Here is a 20,375-nt window from a genome sequence, read left to right as displayed (position 1 = left end):
CCTTATGTCTACTTGCAACATGCTTTATTCAGGAACAATCCCCTTTATGTATTCCTCAAGCTGCTCCTTCGTCTGTGTACCTGTAATCTGCTTTACTACTGTACCACTGGCATCAATTAAAAAAGTCGTAGGAAGTGGCCCTACTCCGTATGTATTTAATATCTCCTGTTCCTTATCAATCGCGATTGGAAATGTCAAACCATATTGGTTCACAAAGTTTTTCACAGCAATCTCCGTCTCATCCGCATTTAACGCGATCATTTCAATTCCCTTTTCCTTATAGGAAGCGTACAACTCATTCATATACGGCATTTCCTTTTCACAAGGTTTACACCACGTTCCCCAAAAGTTCAGCAATACTCCTTTTCCTTGCAAATCAGAAAGTGAAATTTTGCTCCCACTCATATCGGTAACAAGAAAATCCGGTGCTTTCTTACCGATTTCTACCTTTTCCGTCTCTGTGAAGAAATTTTGATACAGAGTGAACGCAAGCGCACCAACAAGAATGAGTAAAATAACGCTACGAAATACAAATCTGTTTTTCTTCATCATCTTCTCCCCCTCTAGGCTAGATAGCCCGACATAAGCCGAGCTGCTTATCTCGGCTTGGTGAGAGCCACTGCGCGAAGCTGCTTCACTTCATGTGGCGACAGTGCACGTGCTTCTCCAGGTCTGAGCGATGTGAGCCCTAAAAACGCATAGCGCTCCCGCTTTAGCTTCACAACCTTGCAGCCGACTGCTTCAAACATTCTTCTAACCTGCCGATTACGCCCTTCGTGAATGGCAATTTCAACAACAGCTATTTCCTTACGGCGATCTCCGGAAATAAGCTTCACGCGTGCCGGTGCTGTTTTACCATCTTCCAGCATGACGCCTCTTTGGAGCATACGAATCTTCTCTCCAGTCAATACGCCCTTCACTTTTGCTACATATACCTTCTCAACCTCATACTTCGGATGCATAAGCGCATTTGCGAACTCTCCATCATTCGTCAGGAGGAGAAGACCAGACGTATCATAATCCAACCGGCCAATAGGAAAAATACGCTGCTTAATTTCCGGAAAGAAATCGGTTACAACCTTTCTTCCTTTATCATCACTTACAGCAGAGATTACACCAGTCGGTTTATATAATAAAAAGTATACAGGTTCTTCCTTCTCAATCGGCACACCGAGCACTTCAACCTCGTCCTGTCTGCCTACCTTTATTCCTAATTCAGTCACCACTTTGCCATTGACTTTTACCTTCCCCTCAAGAATAAGTTCTTCTGCTTTTCTTCGGGAAGCAATCCCAGCTTGTGCGATTACCTTTTGCAATCTTTCCATTTCGTTTTCCACCTCAAGTTCATCTTACCGTTATGTAATAGGGAATACAAGTTCACAGCTTCCAACTGACGGCATTTCTACAATAAATTGTTAACAATTTGTTCACTTTTTGCTCTACAAACCTTATAAAAAAAACGCTGATTGGCGAGCCGTTAGGCGAAGACAGAAGCGAGTCACACTTACACTTTATTCCTAAAGTGTGAAAAAATCCTAGTCTACACCTTTCCCTCATAACGACACTAATTTCATTATAATAAAAGTTTGTCGAAAAGGAAAACATTGTTCCTAAAGAAAACTCGCCGATTGGCGAGCCCTGCCCTTGGGCGAAGACAGAGGCGTGGCCCTATTTATACTGTATTCCTAAAATTCCCCACTACGTCCAATGAACTTTCAGCTAGGAATTTATACTTTCTTACAGCACAAAGAAAAAACCGCTGATGATCAGCGGAACATGAGTGAAACAAATATAATGGAGCAAACAATCCCGATCAAATCAGCAAACAGGCCGACCTTCAGCGCGTCTCCCATCTTTCGGATGCCTACCGCCCCGAAATAAACAGTCAAAACATAAAAGGTCGTATCTGTACTTCCTTGCATAACAGCAGCCAAACGGCCAAGAAAGGAGTCAGGTCCATACGTTGCAATTAAATCCGTCGTAATACTAAGACCGGCAGATCCGGAAATCGGACGAATCAGAGCGAGTGGAACAATTTCTGCAGGCACCCCAATTTTGTCCAAAAAAGGCTTCATCACACCGACCAGCGCATCCAATGCTCCTGAGGCACGAAAAATGGAGATGGAGACAAGCATGCCGACCATAAAAGGCAAAATCGAGACAGCAATGCCGAGACCTTCTTTCCCCCCCTCGACAAATGTTTCGTACGTTGGAACCTTTTTGACAGTACCGTACAAAAGAATAAAGGCAATCATGCATGGTATAAGCCAAAGAGAAATGGTGTTCACGATACTCATCGTTTGTTCCCCTCCTTTTTTGTACGCCTTCTATAGAAATAACGGTCAATGCAAATCGCGCCAATCATGGATAATAGTTGAGCAATAAACGTAACTAGTACAATATCTGTTGGATTAGCTGAATTATACGTCATCCGAATGGAAATAACAGTTGTCGGGATAAGGGTAATCGCTGACGTATTCAGAGCAAGAAACGTAATCATCGAACGGCTTGCGGAGTCCTTGCCCCCATTTAATTCCTTCAAATGCTCCATCGCCTTAATCCCGAGCGGCGTTGCAGCATTGCCAAGCCCAAAGAAATTTGCCATCATATTTGATAGAATAAATCCCATTGCTGGATGATCCTTTGGCACTTCAGGAAACAGCTTTTTAATCAACGGCAAAAATATAGCCACCAGCTTTTTTAATAAACCAGCTTCCTCGGCAATCCGCATCAGCCCAAGCCAAAAAATCAGTACACTCAATAAACCAATACAAATCGTAACCGCCATCTTTGCGCCATCGAATACAGCTTTATTTACAGCTTCCATTGTGCCGTTTATCATCGCGTACAACACACCAATAATCGTCATCGCAACCCAGATAAGATTAACCATCGTATGTAACACCTAACATGGAAGAAAATACTTCCTGGAAATCTTCCCAAAATAAGCCTGTCACAGGCAACAGCCGCTTCTTGCTATAAAACACATTTCGCTCGCCAATCCGTTCCCCCTTTAATAGAAATATAGCTTTTCCAACTATACTGCCGTCTGTTTGTACTTGTGCTCGTGGTTCCAGCTCGATACTAACGGTTATGTCCTGTTTTTCCTCTGTTGTCAATGGATACGAAAAGCTGTTTTTTAAATATACATGCTGTTTATACGAATTCCCCTTTACTTCAGCAATACCGCCATCCTGCATAATTGTTGTCATGCTATACTTGTTAAAGCCTTCGTTAAATAAATACATATGATCATTCCAATCCCCCGACGCATTCAATGTAACAACAATTAAATCCAAACCGTCCTTTGAAGCTGTCGTCACGAGCGTTCTTCCTGCTTTTTTCGTGAATCCTGTTTTCCCTCCTGTTGCATACTTATACATAGAGGTAAGTAGCTTATGCTTGTTGTGCCAAGGATAATCCCACGCCTCAGATTGATACGTTTCCGTACCGAATATCTTTTGAAAGGTCTTATTTTGCATTGCATATCTTGTTAATAACGCCATATCATAGGCGGAGGAATAATGATTTCCATCTCCATCTAAACCGCTTGGATTAGAAAAATGAGTATTCTTCATCCCAATTTCCCGCGCCTTCTCATTCATTAAATAGACAAACCCATCTGTGCTTCCGCCAACATGCTCAGCGATTGCCTGTGCTGCATCATTACCAGATCGAAGCATAAGACCATATACTAAATCCTCAAGCTTCACCTTTTGCCCTGCTGTCAAATAAATGGAGGATCCCTCTGTTCGCACTGCTGTATTGCTAACGGAAACCGTCTCCTTCATTTTTCCAGACTCTATCGCCAAAAGAGCTGTCATAATTTTTGTAATACTGGCGATCTTCTCTGGTGCATTCGCCTGCTTGCTGTATAAAATACGCCCGGTCTGCTGTTCAATCAAAACAGCGTTACGCGCACTCACACCTTGAAAGCCGGCATATGTATGCTGAGAAAGAAGCAAGACACATAAAAAGGCAGCACAAAGAACGGAAAGAGTTGTCTTTACCCATACGTGCACCGTTTCCACATCCTTTCCTATTCCAGTTTTGTACAAGTGTATGCTTTGTCCTAGGAATTATGATTGAAAAGCGGCAAGAACGGAAAAACAGAGCGCATCTGAAAATGATGCTGGAATAGCTGCATGATCTGCCTAGCTCCTGCCAAAGAGCATGCCAAATACCTGAGCAGAACGTAAGCGCTAGGCGGCTTTCTCTGAAAGGCTATACTTTTGTATCTTGTAAAGAAAACTCGCCGACTGGCGAGCCCTGCCTTTGAGCGAAGACAGAGGCGTAGCCCTACTTATACTTTATTCCTAAAATTTCTCACTACGTCGAATTGGCTTCTAGCTAGAAATTTATACTTTCTTAAAGTGTAAAAAAGCCTCGCCCGACTATGGGCGAAGCTTTTAAAATGGCTGCCATTGCAGCTTCCGTGCTTTTTGAAATCGTTCCTCTACATTGTTCCAATCAACAACGTTCCACCAGTTCCGAATATATTCCTCTTTTCTATTTTGGTACTGCAAGTAATATGCATGCTCCCAAACGTCCAAAACAAGGAGTGGAACCGTATCCCATTGCGTAAATAACTGATGCAGTGTGCTTTGCAAAATTTCCAGACGCCCTGAACGCGGGCCCCAAACGAGAATAGCCCAGCCTGATCCCTCCACTTTATTAGCTGCTTCTGTAAAGTGCGCTTGAAACCGATCGAAGCTGCCGAAATCCTGTTCAAGCTGCGGAAGCAGGGTTCCCTTCGGGGCTCCGCCGCCTCCTTTCTTCATATTGCTCCAAAAAATAGTATGCAAATAATGGCCTGATCCATGGAATGCCGCTTCACGTTCCCAATGCTTTAGTAAATCATAATCTCCCGTATTACGAGCCTTTTGCATCATTTTCTCCGCTTTATTCAAACCATCCACGTAGCTGCGATGATGCTTATCATGATGCAGCATCATAATTTCTTTTGCAATATAGGGCTCCAATGCGTTGTATGGGTAAGAAAGCGGAGGAAGGACGTGTCCTCCGATTGGGACAGGCTCCCTTTCATAGCCCCGTTCATACGCGGCATATTCCTCGTAATGCCCAGTTGTTAGCACCTCTTGCAAATGATGCTGAATATGTTCTACATCATCGCTAATTTGATAAACTAACTCTACATTATAGTCGGCATTTTGTCCTTTGAGCTGCTCGAGCAGCATTTGAATTCGATACTCTAATATATGAACGTCATAGATTTCCATCGCCCGGCTATCCAATACGTGAAGTACACTTTCACACCAATGTTCCACCTCGTGAAAATAATGGTCGAACAGTTCCCGCTGCATCATGGAGACACCCCCGCTTCATCGCTATACCTTCTAAATGTATTCCAATTAACGGTTTACTATGACGCCAACAAAAAGAAGGATAAAGAAAACTCGCCGACTGGCGAGCCGTTAGGCGAATACAGAGGCGTAGCCCTACTTATACTGTATTCCTAAAATTTCCGCCTACGTCGAATTCACTTCCGGCTGGAAATTTATTCTTTCTTACAGTGCGATGAAAAAAAAAGCAGCGTATTCGGCTGCTTTTACTGCGACTGAATCATTTTCGTTTGATAATCTGTTTCGTAGTATTCCAGCTCCTCACGCATCACTTGGAATTTACCTTCAAGTGATTTCATAAGCTGCTGTACGGAAAGAGGTGGTGTCATAGTAAATGCAATGGCATTTTTTCCCGTATAAGCAGAACGACTATTTTCATACCAATAATCGTTTTTAGGTGTAAAAAACTCACATATGACCTGATGATAAATTTTGTAGAGCATGCGCTCCGCTGCTCCTTTACGAAACGGAGTGCTTTTGACTAGAACGCGGCACGCATCTAAACCCTCCTCGCAAAAAACAAGTAAGCGGCGCATCCCGGCAAGAAGCCCTTCGTAGTATTCCTTATTTCCATTCTCGGACTCTTCAAGCAAGGATATAATCGTGTGATGATTCATGTACTCTGTCATAACAGAAACAACATCCTGTAAAAAGGCTTCTACTTGCTTTGTTTGATTTTCCACTACAGAATTGGACATGCTATATTCCCCCTCTTCATTCTTGTACTTTATGTTTATGCTGTTTTGTTTTCTTCCTTTACTAGGACGCCGCCATTTTTACGGCACTCGGCAGCAATTTCTTTTAATCTTTCAACAGCGTGTACCTCGAAGTACGGGGCAAGTTCTTCAGTTGTATTAATATACACACGTTTTCGAGAGATCATCTCCGGGTCATGCAGTAAACAGGCAAGTGCAGCGATGTCCTTAAATGCTATATCTTCGTTTTCGATTTGAAATACCGGATTTCCTGCAAACGGTGTAAATTGTTGCAGCTGCTCCTCGAAATAACGAACGTATAGGACATGTAGCGTCCGTTCTTCTCCATTAGTTATGTAGGTTACTTCTGAACGATTAAAATAATCCTCGGATGTATTCGGTTGCGCTTTCGTCAGCTCGTATCCGCTGAATTGTTTTATAATCATCGTCTCACCCCTCTTTTGCTCTCCTACTTGTATCTTACCATAAATGTTTTCTTGATCTTCCAAAATATTTCAGAAAATACAAAAAAGAAAGCAGTCTGTTTACTGCATAGCTCTGTCATGTTAAAACAAAAGAAGACAAATTCCTACAGCAGCATCTGTCTTCTCTTGCATTTACTATATTCCGTTCCTTGACATGTAAGTATTTAGTTCTTCAATAGCTCTTATATAGCTTCTAGTTTTTACTCCCGACCTGTACAACAAAATCCCGATGATATTCCCTGCCATTTACATAGAAGGTCCCCCACATTTTATACAATCCTTCCTCAGGAAATGTAACAGCCAGCGAGAGTTCCTTCTTCCCCTCTTGGTCCTGCGCCACGGTGTGTACAAGTGAACGTTTTGATTCATTTACAAACAGAAAGGAAGGTAACTCTCCACTTTCCGAACGAAAGCGCAGCCTTCCTCCCTTATCTGGGAATTGAAAGGTTAATGTTTCCATTTTTCCCACTCGCAGTGCATCAAACACAAGAGATGTTTTATATGGTCCGATTTCTGTTGTTAACAAGGAATCCGGAACTAAACTCTGCTGTTTCTCGCTATCTTGGCCAATTGTTATCCTTGTATTTGCAAAGGATTGCCGCATATTTTTGTTTTTTTCGTACAAAAAGACAGCATATTCCCCCTTTTGCTTAAAAATATGGGTAAACATAAACGCTCCTTTTCCGAGAAAGGAAGGTTGAATTTCTATATACTCCTTCATATCCGGCGGTACAATTACAGCTCGTATTTCATTTTGTTTTTCGTCATTCAAGCCTCGAAGGCCCTTCCCCTTGTCATCTTGAATAATAAAAGAAACCTTTGTTTTTTTGCCAATAGCCGCTGTTTCAACCTCCCATTTCACCCCACTCTTCATCAGAGAAACTGTACGTTCTGTTCCACTTCCTTGCTTATGTACGTATGCCGCAACAAGAAGAACAAGAAATAAAACCGTCATTCCAAGCGTTATGTTTCTCATGCGCTATCACCCGACTGTTTTTCTTCTATTGTAACATTATTCCGTTTTTTTCCAAATAAAAAGACATAAAATCTATTATGCCTTTTTAGATAATGCATGTATTTTTTCAAGACGCTCTTGCTCCGATAAACGTGGACAGGTATAGCAAGGCCCCTTGCTAGTTTCTGTCTTATAGTTCAGACAGCACGTTTTTCGGACAAGTACCGGCTTGTCTTCTATAGGATGTTTCATGCAAGAAAATGACACACACAGCGGATTTTGGTCACGTGCTCCGAACCACTTTGCAGGCAGCTTCTGTAGGTAAGCAAAATCAGCTATAATTCGCTCTTGTATCAATGGATCCGTTTCTTCGCGAATCCATCTCTCGTACATAACATGAATATAATACGCGATATGCGACCACATCACAGAAGCTGAGAACCCTGTCTCACGTTCGAGCGACGCAATCATGACAGAAAGGTGCTCTTGGAATAACTCTTGCAGCAATTGCTCTCGCCACGCATCACGACTTTGTTTGCTTCGCTTCGTAAATAACATTGGGGCGTACGTAAAAATATAAGTAGCTGAACAGGAGAATGACATTTGTGAGAGTGACAGCCGCGTCTCCGCATTCCGGCAACTCATAGCCTCTAGCACAGCTATGTACACATTATATCGTTTTATAAACAACGAAGCTGCTGTTTTTTTATCAGGAGTACGGAACATGCTTTGTATTGTTTGTAAAGAAGCCTCAAGCCCTTTCCCATCAATCAGCTGTTTGCCCCCCAGATGAACGCTTGCAGCCTCCATAGTACGAATGCGATACTTATTCCACAACTCCTCCATAATAACCCCTTCTCTTCCGTTCATATTTTCTTCCATCCTACCAACAATGATAATCATTGTCAATTGAAAAGTTAAAGAAAACTCGCCGATTGGCGAGATCTGTTTTTGGGCGAAGGCAGAGACGTGGTTACCCTTATACTGTATTCCTAAAATTTCTTGTTTCGCCAAATTCGCTTCTAGTTGGAAATCTATACTTTTCCATAGTGTAAGAAGAAGCAAGGCTGCCCTTTCTTTTAACGCTTCTCCTCCTCATAGGCGACAAGAGCAACTTTCTTTCCTAATTTTTGCTCGAAGTCCTCTTCAATTTGCTTTAAACGCATGTGCATATCATCAGTAATATGTGCGACTGTAAAGTTTGATGGCTGTTTCTTCATGTTTCATCCTCCATTATCACTAGATTATTGGTTGTGTAATAAGTCTATTCTTGCTTTTGTCCAGCTGTCTCTCGTCCAATTCGCTCATCAAAAGAAAATGCACCTAACGTTTCTTATGCAATTTCCGCAGTTACACTAACGGTTCCGTTTGGACTAATGTCAGCCTTTTCTATTGAAACCCTCTCTTTCCTCACATGATTGACGGTTTCAATGCTTTCCTTGCCACCTTCACCACCTGTCCCCTCTTTTTGCAGATGATACATTCCGATGACAAAAGATGATAAAGCATGAGCTGGCATAAAACTTCGTCATCCTGCTACTAGTCTGCTCGATTCCACTCATTTATATGAAAGGGTTCACCAAAGTTTGATTTCTGCAGCAGACGTGCATACTACAATTGTTCAAGCAGCTTCATCCACAGCTTTCTTATCGTTTTCTTTCCCGCACTATTGTATAATTTGGATTACATATATTTAGGGGGGACAATTCATGAGCATTCATATCGAGGCCAAGCAAGGTGAGATTGCAGAAACGATTTTGCTTCCTGGTGATCCGTTACGCGCCAAGTATATTGCAGAGACATTTTTAGAGGATGCAGCGTGTTATAACAATGTACGCGGTATGTTCGGCTTTACAGGAACGTATAAAGGAAAGCGTGTATCTGTTCAAGGCACGGGAATGGGGATTCCTTCTATCTCTATCTATGTGAACGAACTCATTCAAAGCTACGGTGTAAAGAATTTGATTCGTGTTGGTACATGCGGCGGTATTCAAAAGGATGTAAAGGTGAGAGATGTTATTCTTGCTATGACATCGTGTACAGATTCTAGCATCAATCGCTTAACTTTCCCCGGCTTTGATTTTTCGCCATGCGCCAACTTTGATTTATTAAGAAAAGCGTACGAAGCAGGCATTGGAAAAGGATTATATGTACGTGTCGGAAACGTACTAACAGCCGATATATTTTATCGCGAAAGCATGGATATGGTAAAAAAACTGGGTGATTATGGTGTATTAGCTGTCGAAATGGAAACAACAGCATTATACACATTAGCAGCAAAGTATGGTGTGAACGCACTATCTGTATTAACAGTAAGTGACCATATTTTTACCGGTGAAGAAACAACAGCTGAAGAGCGGCAGACAACATTTAACGATATGATTACAATTGCACTTGAGGCGGCCTCACAATTGTAAAGCAGTGGGGGAGGTCTTTTCCGAAAAAACGGAGCTTGTCGTTGCAACGACAAGCTCCGTTTTTTTACACTTTAAGAAAGTATAAATTTCTAGTAGGAAGACAATTCAATGTAGTGAGAAATTTTAGGAACAAAGTATAAGGGCAACTATGCTTCTGTCTTCGCCCAAGGATAGGGCTCGCCAATCGGCGAGTTTTCTTTACACTGTAAGAAAGTATAAATTCCCAGCTGAAAGTTCATTCGACGTAGTGGGGAATTTTAGGAATACAGTATAAGGGCAACTACGCCTCTGTCTTCGCCCAAGGGCAGGGCTCGCCAATCGGCGAGTTTTCTTTAATATACCTCAGAACAAGAAGCACAAACGCTGAATAATAACAAACATTAGGATAAACTTCTGATTTTTCCATCCGTCTGTTCATCCGTTTGCTATAATGAAGCAAATAATTAAGGCAACTTAGGGGGCAGACATGAAGCGAGAAAGCGTTGTTTGGAAGCTATTTTTATTAACAGTGGGATTGTTCACCATTACATTTCTTTTCTTTTTTCTCGGACAATCCCTTTTTTTAGAAAAGTTTTATATACAGAAAAAAACTGATCGTGTGCAACAAGCGTTTAAGGAATTTGTCACAGACTATGAACATAGCAGGAAAGATTTTACTACAGTCAAGCAGCTTAAGCAAAGATTTTACGAGCAAACGAACGCACAGCTGCTCTTGCTCGATCGAAATGGCATCGTACAGGACGAGGATTACTATTATATGGAAATAAAAGAACTTAACACAAACAAAACATTTTATATTCCATTAAACACCATTCTAAACGGAGAAGCCTATTCGTCATTTATGAACCTCTCCCTCCAAGAACGTGACCATGTATTTATAAAAGGGATTTTAAAGGATAATGTAATTATACCTGTAACAATACAGACAAAAAATCAAAAATGGCGGAGCGACAGTGTCATTGAAGATTTGAAAGCCTTTGGCATTCAGTGGGATATGATTAAGGATGAACTTGACTCTCACCAATTTATGATTGACACCGAAGGATATATTACAAAGCTGCACCTTCCTTTGAAAGCTGACTTACATTTTATTAGTAATGTGGATTCACTCATGCAGGCGGTACAAAGTTGGGAACTTGCGGTGCGTCTCGGGGAAGCAGACCAACGAAAGCTGACTACGTACTCGTTTCAGGAAAATGAAGAGGTTCGGAATCAAGTGTTTGTAAAGCCTATTATGCAAAACGGAAAGATTCAAGCATTTGCCTTTGCAATGACATCGCTCCAGCCCGTTGATGAAGCGATGAATGTACTAAAGCATTATTATTTGTATGCCTTTATCTTTGTATTTTTCATCATTATTCTGCTGTCATTCTATTTTTCTAAAATGATTGCACGCCCTCTCTTAGAAATTCACAATGTAACAAAAAAAATGGCAAACCTCGATTTCAGCCAAAAGCTTCCCGTTATATCTCATGATGAAATTGGAAGCCTATCCAAGAGTATTAATACGCTTTCTGTTAATTTAAAGGACCGTATTGAGAAGCTCCGGATTACTAATGAACAGCTCAAAGAGGAAGTAAAAAAGGAGCGGCAGCTTGAGCGAACACGCAAAGAGTTTATCTCGGGTATTTCCCATGAACTAAAAACCCCACTTAGCGTGATTCGTAGCTTTGCAGAAGGAATTAAAGACAAAATAAGTTCAGATACAGACTATTATACGGATGTCATCTTAGAGGAAGTCGACAACATGAATACGCTAATTTTGGAGATGTTGGAGCTTGCGAAGCTCGAATCCGGGACGTATAAGCTGAAAATGACTCCCTTTTCTATCGGCGATTTATTGAGCCAAGTACACGCAAAGCTTTCGTTTAACATAGAAAACAAACATCTGCATGTGCAGCTTGAAGCAGACCGAACTCTTATCGTACAAGCAAATCGAAATAAAATAGAACAGGTGGTAGTCAATTTACTAAGTAATGCAATTCGCCACACTCCTACCGGACAATGTATTACACTTGGTGCATATGATTACGGCTCCGAAGTAAAGGTTATTATCCATAATACCGGTGAGCCGATTCCAGAGGATAGTTTAGAGAGGATATGGGATAGGTTCTATCGTATTGATGCATCCCGAAGCCGGCATACAGGAGGAACTGGACTCGGGCTGTCAATTACTAAACATATATTAGAACTGCACAAAGCTCCCTTCGGTGTACAAAATTCAGAAGACGGAGTCACCTTTTATTTCCAGCTACAGAAACCTGAACACGGATCTTGACAATTTTCCTATATTCTATAAAAAGTTCACACGAAATACACATCTTCTCGTTATATTAGAGAAAACTCGCCGATTGGCGAGCCCCGCCCTTGGGCGAGGACAGAGGCGTAGTTGCTCTTACACTGTATCCTTAAAATTTCCCACTACGTCGAATGACTTCTAGCTGGAAATTATACTTTCCTACAGTGTGAAAATCAGGGATTCTTCCCTCTTCGTTTACTTGTTCCATGAGGAAGGTGTCATACGTGAAACAAATGGGTCAACCGATTCAAGATCAACAGCAATTGCATCACATAAAGCAAATCCTTTTACAATCGTCCAGACGCGATGCTTTGCTGTTTAGTTTAGCTGTAAACTCCGGATTAAAAGTAAGTGAGCTTCTACAGCTAAAAGTAGCAGACGTAATGGATGAAAGGGGACATGTACGTAACTCTATTTTATTTCAAAATGATAGAACGACAAAACATAAATGGTTCTCAATTAACTCCGAGCTGCAAGAAGCTATCTCAGCTTATATAACAGAGCGACAGAATTCTAAGCCGAGTGAGCCGCTCCTAAAGTCACAAAAAGGAACAAGACCGATTACCCGGCAGCATGCATGGTTTATCCTGAATAAAGCAGCAAAAGAAGCCGGGTTAGAGGGTATAAGTTCCCATACGTTGCGAAAAACATGGGGCTATTGTGCCTATAAAGCAGGTGTAGATATTGCTTTTTTACAGCACTTTTTTAATCATAGTACACCTGCAAAAACATTAAAATATCTTGGCATTGCTTAAAAAAACGCTCCGGTTGACGAGCCGTTAGGTGACGTCAGGAACGTAGCTGCACTTACAGTTTGTTCTAAAGTTTTCTGCTGCGCCGAATTAGCTTCTATCTGGAGATTTATACCTTACGTTGTAAAGAAGCGGCTTTGCCGTTACTGCTGCAAACCGATATTTTTAACTATACTTTCGTCATTCTTTTGAATAAAGAGCAGCTCACTGCTCTTTATTTTTTTTGATTGGACATATTAATGAAACTACACCGTTCCCCTCCCTCTCAAGCTGCCTCATCACACTGACCACAAGCTTACGATCATCACGAGTATCCTCAATAATCCCTTTTCTCAGCAGATGCTCATACAAGCTTGCGAATGTAAGGCTGTCTCTTGCCTCATGTAAGGCATGAAGCATCTCATGATAAATCTGTTCCTGCTGTCTCAACGCATCTCCCTCCGTTTTCCATAAATCTGTTGACGTTTTAATTGATAATGGTTATCATTATTAACAAGAAGCTTAAATGGGGTTCACCCCCTATATGTATATGAGAAAAACGCTGCGCATCCCCCCTGTTTGTACAGCGTTTTTCTTCTTTCTCCACTTCCTTCTCCCTCAATCAAATAAACGCATTTGCTCTGAATCCTTCTGTGGCTCCTCCACCCCTAACAGCTTCATCAGCTGTTTCGCATTATCAGCAGCATCACCGCCAGAGTTATTATTAAATAAAACATAGATTTGCTTCGTCTGTTCTTGTAGCCATCGCAGTCTCTCTGCCCATTCTAATAACTCCTCCTGATTGTAGCGGTATAAACAGCGGACTGCCCTCCAATTTGGCAAACCTGTATTGCTCCAGCCATGAATGTTACGTCCGTGCAGACGAATAAGCGCTGCCTCACGACTAGTCGCTTGCAAAACAACTGGTACGGAACCGACTCCCGCTTGGGGTTCATCACAAATCGTATGAATCCACTTCCCTTGCTCTAAAAATGCAAGCGTTCTGTCACACATTTGCGGCTCAAACCAGGATTGATTCCGAAACTCAATGGAGCATGGAATGTCATTCATACGCTCCTTCGTATAACGCAGCAACTCTACATGCTTCTTCTGACAATCAAACCAAGGCGGGTATTGAAATAACACCATGCGTAGTTTTCCTGCTTCCTGCAGCGGCACAATGGACTGTTTAAAGACTGTAAACATCTCTTCTGCATCTGTAAATGGAATGTCCCCTCGCATATGCCCTGTCATCCCTTGATATGCCTTAACTACAAATGAAAAATCAGCTGGTGTTTCTTCAATCCACTTATGATAATTGCGAGTCGGCTGCATCGCGTAAAAGGAGCTATCTACCTCGACCACCGAAAAATGACGACTGTACGTACGCAGCTTTTGCTTTGCTGCTTGTTTGTCAGAATATAAAGATTCGTGGTCGCCCCAGCCAGTTAATCCTATTGAAATCATAGCAAAACAATCCTTTTCAGCATTTTCTTTATCTTACCAAACAAAGGTACTATTTCATACTTCTATCTAAATTGTGCATCCTATACAATAAGTTTCAAGGTTTTGTAAATTCATCATGTACTTTAATAACTAAACAACAGCAACAATGTTAAGAGTTTGTAAAAATTACGATAAAATGTTTTAGTTTTCGACATTTTTCTGATACAATCCGAGTTGTGTGTGTCTTATATATTACTTTTGGTGGAGGTAACAAGGATGGTTTTCAAAGCAAAGAAAGATAAGTTTTCTGAGATGCTTTCAAATATTTCAGAAACCATAAAAGAGAGTGCACAATTTCTAGCCGATCACGAAATTAAAAACGCAAGTGATTTAAAGGAATTATCCATTCGTATGAAGGAGTATGAAACAAAAGGCGACTCTTATATGCATGAGCTGATTATGGAATTAAACAAAGCATTTATTACACCCATTGAACGTGAAGATATTTTACAGTTGGCAATGAGTATGGACGATGTATTAGATGGTCTAGAACACTCAGCTGCTTTATTTGATATGTACTCCATCACACAAGCGGATGAATACATACAAAAATTTGTAAACGAAATTCATGCCTGTGCAAATGAAATCGCAACTGCGATTGAACTTCTATCTAACAAAAAATTGCTCGATATTCGCACAAATGCGATTAAAATCAAGGACCATGAGTCCACTTGTGATGACATTTTAAGACATTCCATTAAGCATTTGTTCTCACGAGAAAAGGACCCAATTAAAATTATTCAATACAAAGAAATCTACGAGAATCTTGAAGAAATTGCTGACAGCTGTCAAGGTGTGGCAAATGTATTAGAAACAATTATTATGAAAAACGCATAAGGGGTAATGGCATAACAATGGATACATTTTTAATTTTAACTATTTTAGTTGTCATTGGTGCGTTAGCCTTTGATTTCATCAACGGCTTTCATGATACAGCAAATGCGATTGCCACTGCCGTTTCTACAAAAGCATTAAAGCCGCGACAGGCGATTATACTAGCAGCTGCGATGAACTTCCTCGGTGCCATGACGTTCACAGGTGTGGCAAAAACGATTACAAAGGATATTGTTGATCCATTTAAGCTGGAAAACGGGTCAGTGGTAATACTAGCTGCCTTAATTGCAGCCATTGCATGGAACTTAATCACATGGTACTACGGTATTCCAAGCAGCTCCTCCCATGCCATCATCGGCTCGATCGCAGGTGCAGCCATTGCTGCCGCAGGATTTGGAGCGCTTAATTATCAAGGATTTCTAAAAATTATTGAATCCCTTATTATTTCCCCGGTTCTTGCATTTATAGCTGGATATATTGTGTACTCAATTTTCAAGCTTATTTTTAAGAACTACAACTTAGCAAAAACAAATAAAGGCTTCCGGATTTTCCAAATTTTCACGGCAGCTTTACAATCTTATACACATGGTACGAATGACGCCCAAAAGGCAATGGGGATTATTACAATGGCTCTAATTTCCAATAACTATCTTACCACAACGGATATCCCAATCTGGGTACAGATTTCCTGTGCAATTGCTATGGGTCTCGGTACATCAATTGGCGGTTGGAAAATTATCAAAACCGTTGGCGGTCGTATTATGAAAATTCGCCCTGTAAACGGCGCTGCCGCAGACTTAACATCAGCTGCTATCATTTTTGGGGCTACGTATATTCACTTACCGGTAAGTACAACCCACGTAATTACATCCTCTATTTTAGGGGTAGGTTCTGCTCACCGTGTAAAAGGTGTAAAATGGGGAACAGCGCAGCGCATGTTAATTACATGGTTCATTACCTTGCCTATTTCCGCTTCACTCGCAGCTATTATGTACTTACTATTAAATTTAATTTTCTAACAAGAAAAAGAATCATCCATTATCGGATGATTCTTTTTCTTGTAGAGCAATTCCCTCACATAAACAATCCGCAATAAATAATTGAGAGAGCTTGGCGCCAGCAAACGTTTCTGCGCCAGTTGTGAATAGCACATAATCTGCAGCTTGTGTAACGACAGAATCGGCATAGTGTGTAATAGCAAGAATAATAGCCCCATTCCGTTTTGCTTCCTGCAACGCCTGTGCCATCTCTGTTTCGTTTCCAGTAATTGAAATAGCGATGACGACATCCCCTTCTGTCAACGCTCCTGCAGTCATTCTCTGTGCATGGTAATCGGTTGCTGCATCAGCATGCTTGCGCGCCATCCAAAATCGGTATTTCATATCAACAGCGGTAACTCCCGATAATCCTGTCCCAAATATATGTACAGAGCGGGCACGAAACAAAGCATTCACCGCTGCAGTTAAAACTTCACGATTTAAAAAGCGGGAACTATCCTCGAGACTTTCCGCATAGCCGTGTAATAATCTTTGTATCACATCTGACTTCTCTTCCCCTCCATGCCCAGCTTCATCGGATGGCTCTTTTGCTAACGTAAGCTTAAATTCCTGATATCCCTTATACCCAAGTTTTCGGCAAAAACGTAGTATTGTCGCCTCTCCCACATCCGCAGCCTCAGCAAGCTCTGTCACTGAAAAATAAATAGTTTGTTTCCCATGTTGCAGGATTGCATTTGCAACCTTTTGTTCTGATTTCGTAAAAGAAGGATATAAAGTGTGAATTTTATTTTTTATCATGACCTTACCCTCATCCATGTTCCTGTTCGCTGCTACTAAAAACATAAACAAATCAAACCGTTAGATCATTTCCTGCTTCTACGAATTCGATTTCACCACTTGCACGCTAATCGTTCGTGAAGTTTTTAAATGATGCCTCTATGCTTTTGTATGTTTTTATAGCAGGATTCACCTCCTTTCTTTTTAGAATCCTATTTCCATCTTAAATTTCTTTGCTGCCGCCTCAGCTATATTGCTAATTTGCTGATCTAATTAGGTGCCGTTTGAATATTGAAACACCGAATGGTTGCTGCAGACTGTTTCACTTCTACATCCACCAAATTTCAGCATTTATGTTGATTTGAGAACAGGAAAATTATAACAAGTTACAACACAACATGCACTGAAAATCCTTTCCTCTCTTACATTAAATAAAGTGTATACTAATTTTATACCCCATACATAGAGGAGCTGTGTACCTTGGAATATATCATATTACTTATTGTTGGATTTATTGCAGGCACAATTGGGAGCCTTGTGGGCCTAGGTGGCGGGATTGTGATTGTTCCCTTGCTTACCGGCCTAGGAGCTTTATTGCACCTTCCCAATGTGTCCCCACAACTTGCAGTAGGCACATCTATCGTAACAGTCGTATTTACAGGACTGTCCTCTACACTGAGCTATATGAAGCACAAGCGTGTAGATTATAAAAGCGGACTGCTGTTTTTTCTAGGAAGCGGACCTGGAAGCATGGTTGGCTCATGGGCAAACCAATTTTTTAATCAGGATTCCTTCTCGCTGTACTTTGGAATATTTATGATTGCAGTTTCTGTTTTATTGATGCTAAAGGAAAAATTGAAGTCTGTTCCATTCTCAAAAAAACGCGCCATTACGAGAAGCTTTATCACAGAAGAAGGGAAAACAGTGCAATACGGCTTTCACCCTGCCACGGCTGTTATTCTTTCCTTTCTCATCGGCTGTATATCCGGTTTATTTGGGGTCGGGGGCGGCTCGCTGCTCGTACCTGCAATGCTGCTTTTATTTGCATTTCCTCCTCATATTGCAGTCGCGACATCCATGCTCGTCGTTTTTCTATCATCGGTAACAGGATCTATTACCCATATCCTGCTCGGAAATGTCATTTGGCTATATGCACTTCTCCTCGTTCCAGGAGCTTGGGCAGGAGGGAGATTTGGTGCCTATATCAATATGAAATTAAGCGGAAAAACAATCGTAAACATCTTGCGGGCTGTGCTCATTATGATTGGAGCACGCATGATTTATCAATCCCTTTTTTGAACACTCCCACCTACTCGCTACGCTAACGCTTCATTCCCGCAAGGAGACTTCTTTTAGTCAAAGGTCGGAGTGTTCTCGCCGATTGGCAAGCCCTGTCCCCCTGGGCGCAGACAAAGGCGTAGTGGCGCTGATACTGTATTTCTAAAACTTCTCGCTACGTCGAGTTGTTTTCCAGCTAGAAATTTCTACTTTCTTAAAGTGTAAAAAAGCGAAAAGACGCGTCAGTCGTGCGTCTTTTCTTTAGAAAATATAGTATTTATAGGTCTGAGAGTATGTTCCACTGCCACATATCTACTCATTGCAAAGGAGCCAACCAGTTTAGAAAACAAAAGTGCTCTGTCTATCAGAAATCGTCTACTAGCCAAAAACACGGCTTGTCCACTATTCTCATATGGCTAATAAGATATAGAGTCAAACCACTTTGTAAACAAGCTGGTTTTCTGTCTTGTAAGAATAATAGAGAATGCTCATCCAAAAATGATACCGGCAATTACGAATCTGCTTTTAATGAAGCAACTGCCATCCCATTAGATCATGGTGTACCTGCCGTGCCCGTTTGTCGTTACGGTCATACAATTCGCCATAGCTGTCCGTATCCTGATCATATGCCATCGTATAGATAACACGGCCGTCTATCTCTACCGATAAAACAACGCCGCCCTTCATTTCCTCTACTCGAATAATCGCATCAGCAGGCATTTTAATATCACTCATTTTTTGTTCTAGCATGTTTGTCCCCCTTAGCTCTATTAGGTTCGCATTGCAGTTTTGCTCGCTACCAAGTATAGTAACAAACAGAACAATAAAAATAAAGAAAAACCTTATCAACGGGAGAATTTGTCGGTTTTTTGACACTGCTACAATCTTTTCTTGATAGTAAACCCAAAGATTCCAGGTATATAAACGAAATTCTGATTTATGAGAGTTTATTGCACAGCTTTATCAGCTTACACTGAGAAACAGTAAACTAGCTGCTACGTAAGCAGAAAAAAGCTAACAAAGAAGCCTAAGCCCTTTGCTAGCTTTTTAGCACTGTATACCTAAAATTTCCAGAAAACAATCATTCGACGTAGCCGGAAATTTTAGGTATACAGTGTATTTATCTGCAGGACAAGCATGCTTTTACTGTGAAGCCGATTGGATTGCCCCTTCTACTATTTTTACGTTTTCCTGCTTCTCGAACTCTGTATAATGCCAGATATTCGTTTCAAGGCTGTATTGGTTCACCAAAATATCTAAATCATGGTAAATACGATGACCGTATATAACAAGCTGTATATTGCTTTTATCTACTCCTAACTTAAGCGCTTCATAGGCACGTGTTGTATCGTTCTTTAGCTTTGTATCTCGCAGCAAAGTAGGGAATTCCTTTAATGCAGGCTCCTGCTCTTGAAACCATTGCTTCAGATTCTTCCAATCTCCCTCTGTATACGAATCAGCTTTTCCAAAATTCAAGAATGCATTTAAGCTTTCATGTGTAGTTCGAATGAACTGCAGCGACGACTCCTTCTCATCCACTGTTTGCGAATGTAAAGTACCTGCCGCACTAAGAGAGCGGTTTCCATAATATATAAACAGCTCCTTTAATGCAACGTATCCTATCGCCATACAAGCTAAAACCCCTAGCGTAATCATCAGTCGTTTCATCGTATCAACTCCTACCCACGTCCCCTTCTAATTTCTCATGCAACAAATATGTACAGCATTCTTCACTACTGTCGATAACAGCTGCTCCAACTAAATATTACATATATTACAAAAAACGGGATATTGTAACATTCGATACAACGAAAAACTTTTCCTTTTAAAATTGTTCCTGTAATTTCGACATTTTTTCCAAATCACCCTTATAATTTATCCATTTTCAACCAACAATAAATATGAAACTGTATGTAAGGAGGTTACAACAGCTGCAAATAAGCTGCTGGAAGTTCGCAAAAATGATGAAATATGATTTCAAAAGGAGGTGAAGACTGGTTGCAAAACAACACTAAAAGTGGAAGAATTATACAAAAG

Annotated in this window: 23 protein-coding genes; 6 read left to right on the top strand and 17 right to left on the bottom strand. The window is 41.0% G+C overall.

Going from position 1 to position 20,375, the window contains the following annotated elements; all coding sequences use genetic code 11:
- Positions 1-24 precede the first annotated feature (24 nt).
- The 12 genes from resA to EP737_RS11345 all read right to left on the bottom strand — a co-directional run bounded on the left by resA (position 25) and on the right by EP737_RS11345 (position 9,017).
- On the bottom strand, positions 25-549 hold the full coding sequence (gene resA / locus EP737_RS11395; protein WP_129728101.1) for a thiol-disulfide oxidoreductase ResA: 525 nt from the start codon (positions 547-549) through the stop codon (positions 25-27).
- A 47-nt stretch (positions 550-596) separates the two neighbouring features.
- Positions 597-1,325: a 23S rRNA pseudouridine(2605) synthase RluB gene (rluB, locus tag EP737_RS11390; RefSeq protein WP_129728100.1), complete on the bottom strand. Its 729-nt coding sequence runs from the start codon at positions 1,323-1,325 to the stop codon at positions 597-599.
- A gap of 441 nt (positions 1,326-1,766) precedes the next feature.
- Complete coding sequence (locus tag EP737_RS11385; protein ID WP_129728099.1) at positions 1,767-2,297, bottom strand: spore maturation protein; 531 nt, start codon at positions 2,295-2,297, stop codon at positions 1,767-1,769.
- Positions 2,294-2,893 (bottom strand): nucleoside recognition domain-containing protein, encoded by a 600-nt coding sequence (locus tag EP737_RS11380; RefSeq protein ID WP_129728098.1) that lies wholly within the window; start codon positions 2,891-2,893, stop codon positions 2,294-2,296. Before EP737_RS11380 ends, EP737_RS11385 begins: the two co-directional genes overlap by 4 nt.
- Positions 2,886-3,965, bottom strand: a complete 1,080-nt coding sequence (locus tag EP737_RS11375) for a D-alanyl-D-alanine carboxypeptidase family protein (RefSeq protein ID WP_129728229.1) — start codon at positions 3,963-3,965, stop codon at positions 2,886-2,888. Before EP737_RS11375 ends, EP737_RS11380 begins: the two co-directional genes overlap by 8 nt.
- Positions 3,966-4,409: 444 nt before the next feature.
- Positions 4,410-5,327 (bottom strand): superoxide dismutase, encoded by a 918-nt coding sequence (locus EP737_RS11370; RefSeq protein WP_129728097.1) that lies wholly within the window; start codon positions 5,325-5,327, stop codon positions 4,410-4,412.
- A gap of 242 nt (positions 5,328-5,569) precedes the next feature.
- Positions 5,570-6,061 carry a YpuI family protein gene (locus EP737_RS11365; RefSeq protein WP_129728096.1) on the bottom strand — a complete coding sequence of 164 codons (492 nt, stop codon included), beginning with the start codon at positions 6,059-6,061 and terminating at the stop codon, positions 5,570-5,572.
- 35 nt (positions 6,062-6,096) lie between these two features.
- Entirely contained in the window at positions 6,097-6,504 is a 408-nt protein-coding gene (locus tag EP737_RS11360) for a hypothetical protein (RefSeq protein WP_129728095.1), read from the bottom strand.
- A gap of 232 nt (positions 6,505-6,736) precedes the next feature.
- On the bottom strand, positions 6,737-7,519 hold the full coding sequence (locus EP737_RS11355; RefSeq protein WP_129728094.1) for a hypothetical protein: 783 nt from the start codon (positions 7,517-7,519) through the stop codon (positions 6,737-6,739).
- A 75-nt stretch (positions 7,520-7,594) separates the two neighbouring features.
- A complete protein-coding gene (locus EP737_RS11350; protein WP_246040239.1) occupies positions 7,595-8,401 on the bottom strand; it encodes an IucA/IucC family C-terminal-domain containing protein in 807 nt (268 codons plus the stop codon).
- A gap of 176 nt (positions 8,402-8,577) precedes the next feature.
- A complete protein-coding gene (locus tag EP737_RS25560; RefSeq protein WP_165350763.1) occupies positions 8,578-8,718 on the bottom strand; it encodes a hypothetical protein in 141 nt (46 codons plus the stop codon).
- A gap of 113 nt (positions 8,719-8,831) precedes the next feature.
- Positions 8,832-9,017 carry a hypothetical protein gene (locus EP737_RS11345; protein WP_129728092.1) on the bottom strand — a complete coding sequence of 62 codons (186 nt, stop codon included), beginning with the start codon at positions 9,015-9,017 and terminating at the stop codon, positions 8,832-8,834.
- A 190-nt stretch (positions 9,018-9,207) separates the two neighbouring features.
- Here EP737_RS11345 and deoD point away from each other — a divergent pair, with 190 nt between their 5' ends.
- The 3 genes from deoD to EP737_RS11330 all read left to right on the top strand — a co-directional run bounded on the left by deoD (position 9,208) and on the right by EP737_RS11330 (position 12,969).
- Positions 9,208-9,915 (top strand): purine-nucleoside phosphorylase, encoded by a 708-nt coding sequence (gene deoD / locus EP737_RS11340; protein WP_129728091.1) that lies wholly within the window; start codon positions 9,208-9,210, stop codon positions 9,913-9,915.
- Positions 9,916-10,381: 466 nt separating this feature from the next.
- A complete protein-coding gene (locus EP737_RS11335) occupies positions 10,382-12,193 on the top strand; it encodes a sensor histidine kinase (protein WP_129728090.1) in 1,812 nt (603 codons plus the stop codon).
- Positions 12,194-12,438: 245 nt separating this feature from the next.
- Complete coding sequence (locus tag EP737_RS11330) at positions 12,439-12,969, top strand: tyrosine-type recombinase/integrase (RefSeq protein ID WP_129728089.1); 531 nt, start codon at positions 12,439-12,441, stop codon at positions 12,967-12,969.
- Positions 12,970-13,170: 201 nt separating this feature from the next.
- Here the strand turns inward: EP737_RS11330 and EP737_RS11325 are convergent, their stop codons facing one another.
- Complete coding sequence (locus tag EP737_RS11325) at positions 13,171-13,395, bottom strand: hypothetical protein (protein WP_129728088.1); 225 nt, start codon at positions 13,393-13,395, stop codon at positions 13,171-13,173.
- Positions 13,396-13,563: 168 nt separating this feature from the next.
- Positions 13,564-14,412, bottom strand: a complete 849-nt coding sequence (locus EP737_RS11320; RefSeq protein ID WP_129728087.1) for a DUF72 domain-containing protein — start codon at positions 14,410-14,412, stop codon at positions 13,564-13,566.
- 255 nt (positions 14,413-14,667) lie between these two features.
- On the opposite strand from EP737_RS11320, the gene EP737_RS11315 reads away from it, so the two are divergent.
- Both EP737_RS11315 and EP737_RS11310 read left to right on the top strand, forming a co-directional pair.
- Positions 14,668-15,288 (top strand): DUF47 domain-containing protein, encoded by a 621-nt coding sequence (locus EP737_RS11315; RefSeq protein WP_129728086.1) that lies wholly within the window; start codon positions 14,668-14,670, stop codon positions 15,286-15,288.
- 17 nt (positions 15,289-15,305) lie between these two features.
- Positions 15,306-16,304 (top strand): inorganic phosphate transporter, encoded by a 999-nt coding sequence (locus EP737_RS11310; RefSeq protein ID WP_129728085.1) that lies wholly within the window; start codon positions 15,306-15,308, stop codon positions 16,302-16,304.
- Positions 16,305-16,316: 12 nt separating this feature from the next.
- Here EP737_RS11310 and EP737_RS11305 read toward each other — a convergent pair whose 3' ends face one another.
- Entirely contained in the window at positions 16,317-17,081 is a 765-nt protein-coding gene (locus EP737_RS11305) for a MurR/RpiR family transcriptional regulator (RefSeq protein ID WP_165350762.1), read from the bottom strand.
- A gap of 459 nt (positions 17,082-17,540) precedes the next feature.
- Between EP737_RS11305 and EP737_RS11300 the strand changes: the two genes are divergently transcribed.
- On the top strand, positions 17,541-18,359 hold the full coding sequence (locus EP737_RS11300; protein ID WP_129728083.1) for a sulfite exporter TauE/SafE family protein: 819 nt from the start codon (positions 17,541-17,543) through the stop codon (positions 18,357-18,359).
- Positions 18,360-18,863: 504 nt separating this feature from the next.
- Here EP737_RS11300 and EP737_RS11295 read toward each other — a convergent pair.
- A complete protein-coding gene (locus tag EP737_RS11295; RefSeq protein WP_129728082.1) occupies positions 18,864-19,088 on the bottom strand; it encodes a hypothetical protein in 225 nt (74 codons plus the stop codon).
- 393 nt (positions 19,089-19,481) lie between these two features.
- The gene (locus EP737_RS11290; RefSeq protein ID WP_129728081.1) at positions 19,482-20,006 is read right to left on the bottom strand and encodes a hypothetical protein; all 525 of its coding nucleotides are present in this window, start codon (positions 20,004-20,006) and stop codon (positions 19,482-19,484) included.
- Between the last annotated feature and the right edge of the window lie 369 nt (positions 20,007-20,375).

It is taken from the genome of Ectobacillus funiculus (assembly GCF_004138295.1).
GTDB classification, from domain to species: domain Bacteria; phylum Bacillota; class Bacilli; order Bacillales; family Bacillaceae_G; genus Ectobacillus; species Ectobacillus funiculus.
This window is presented reverse-complemented; position numbering and strand designations above follow the sequence as displayed.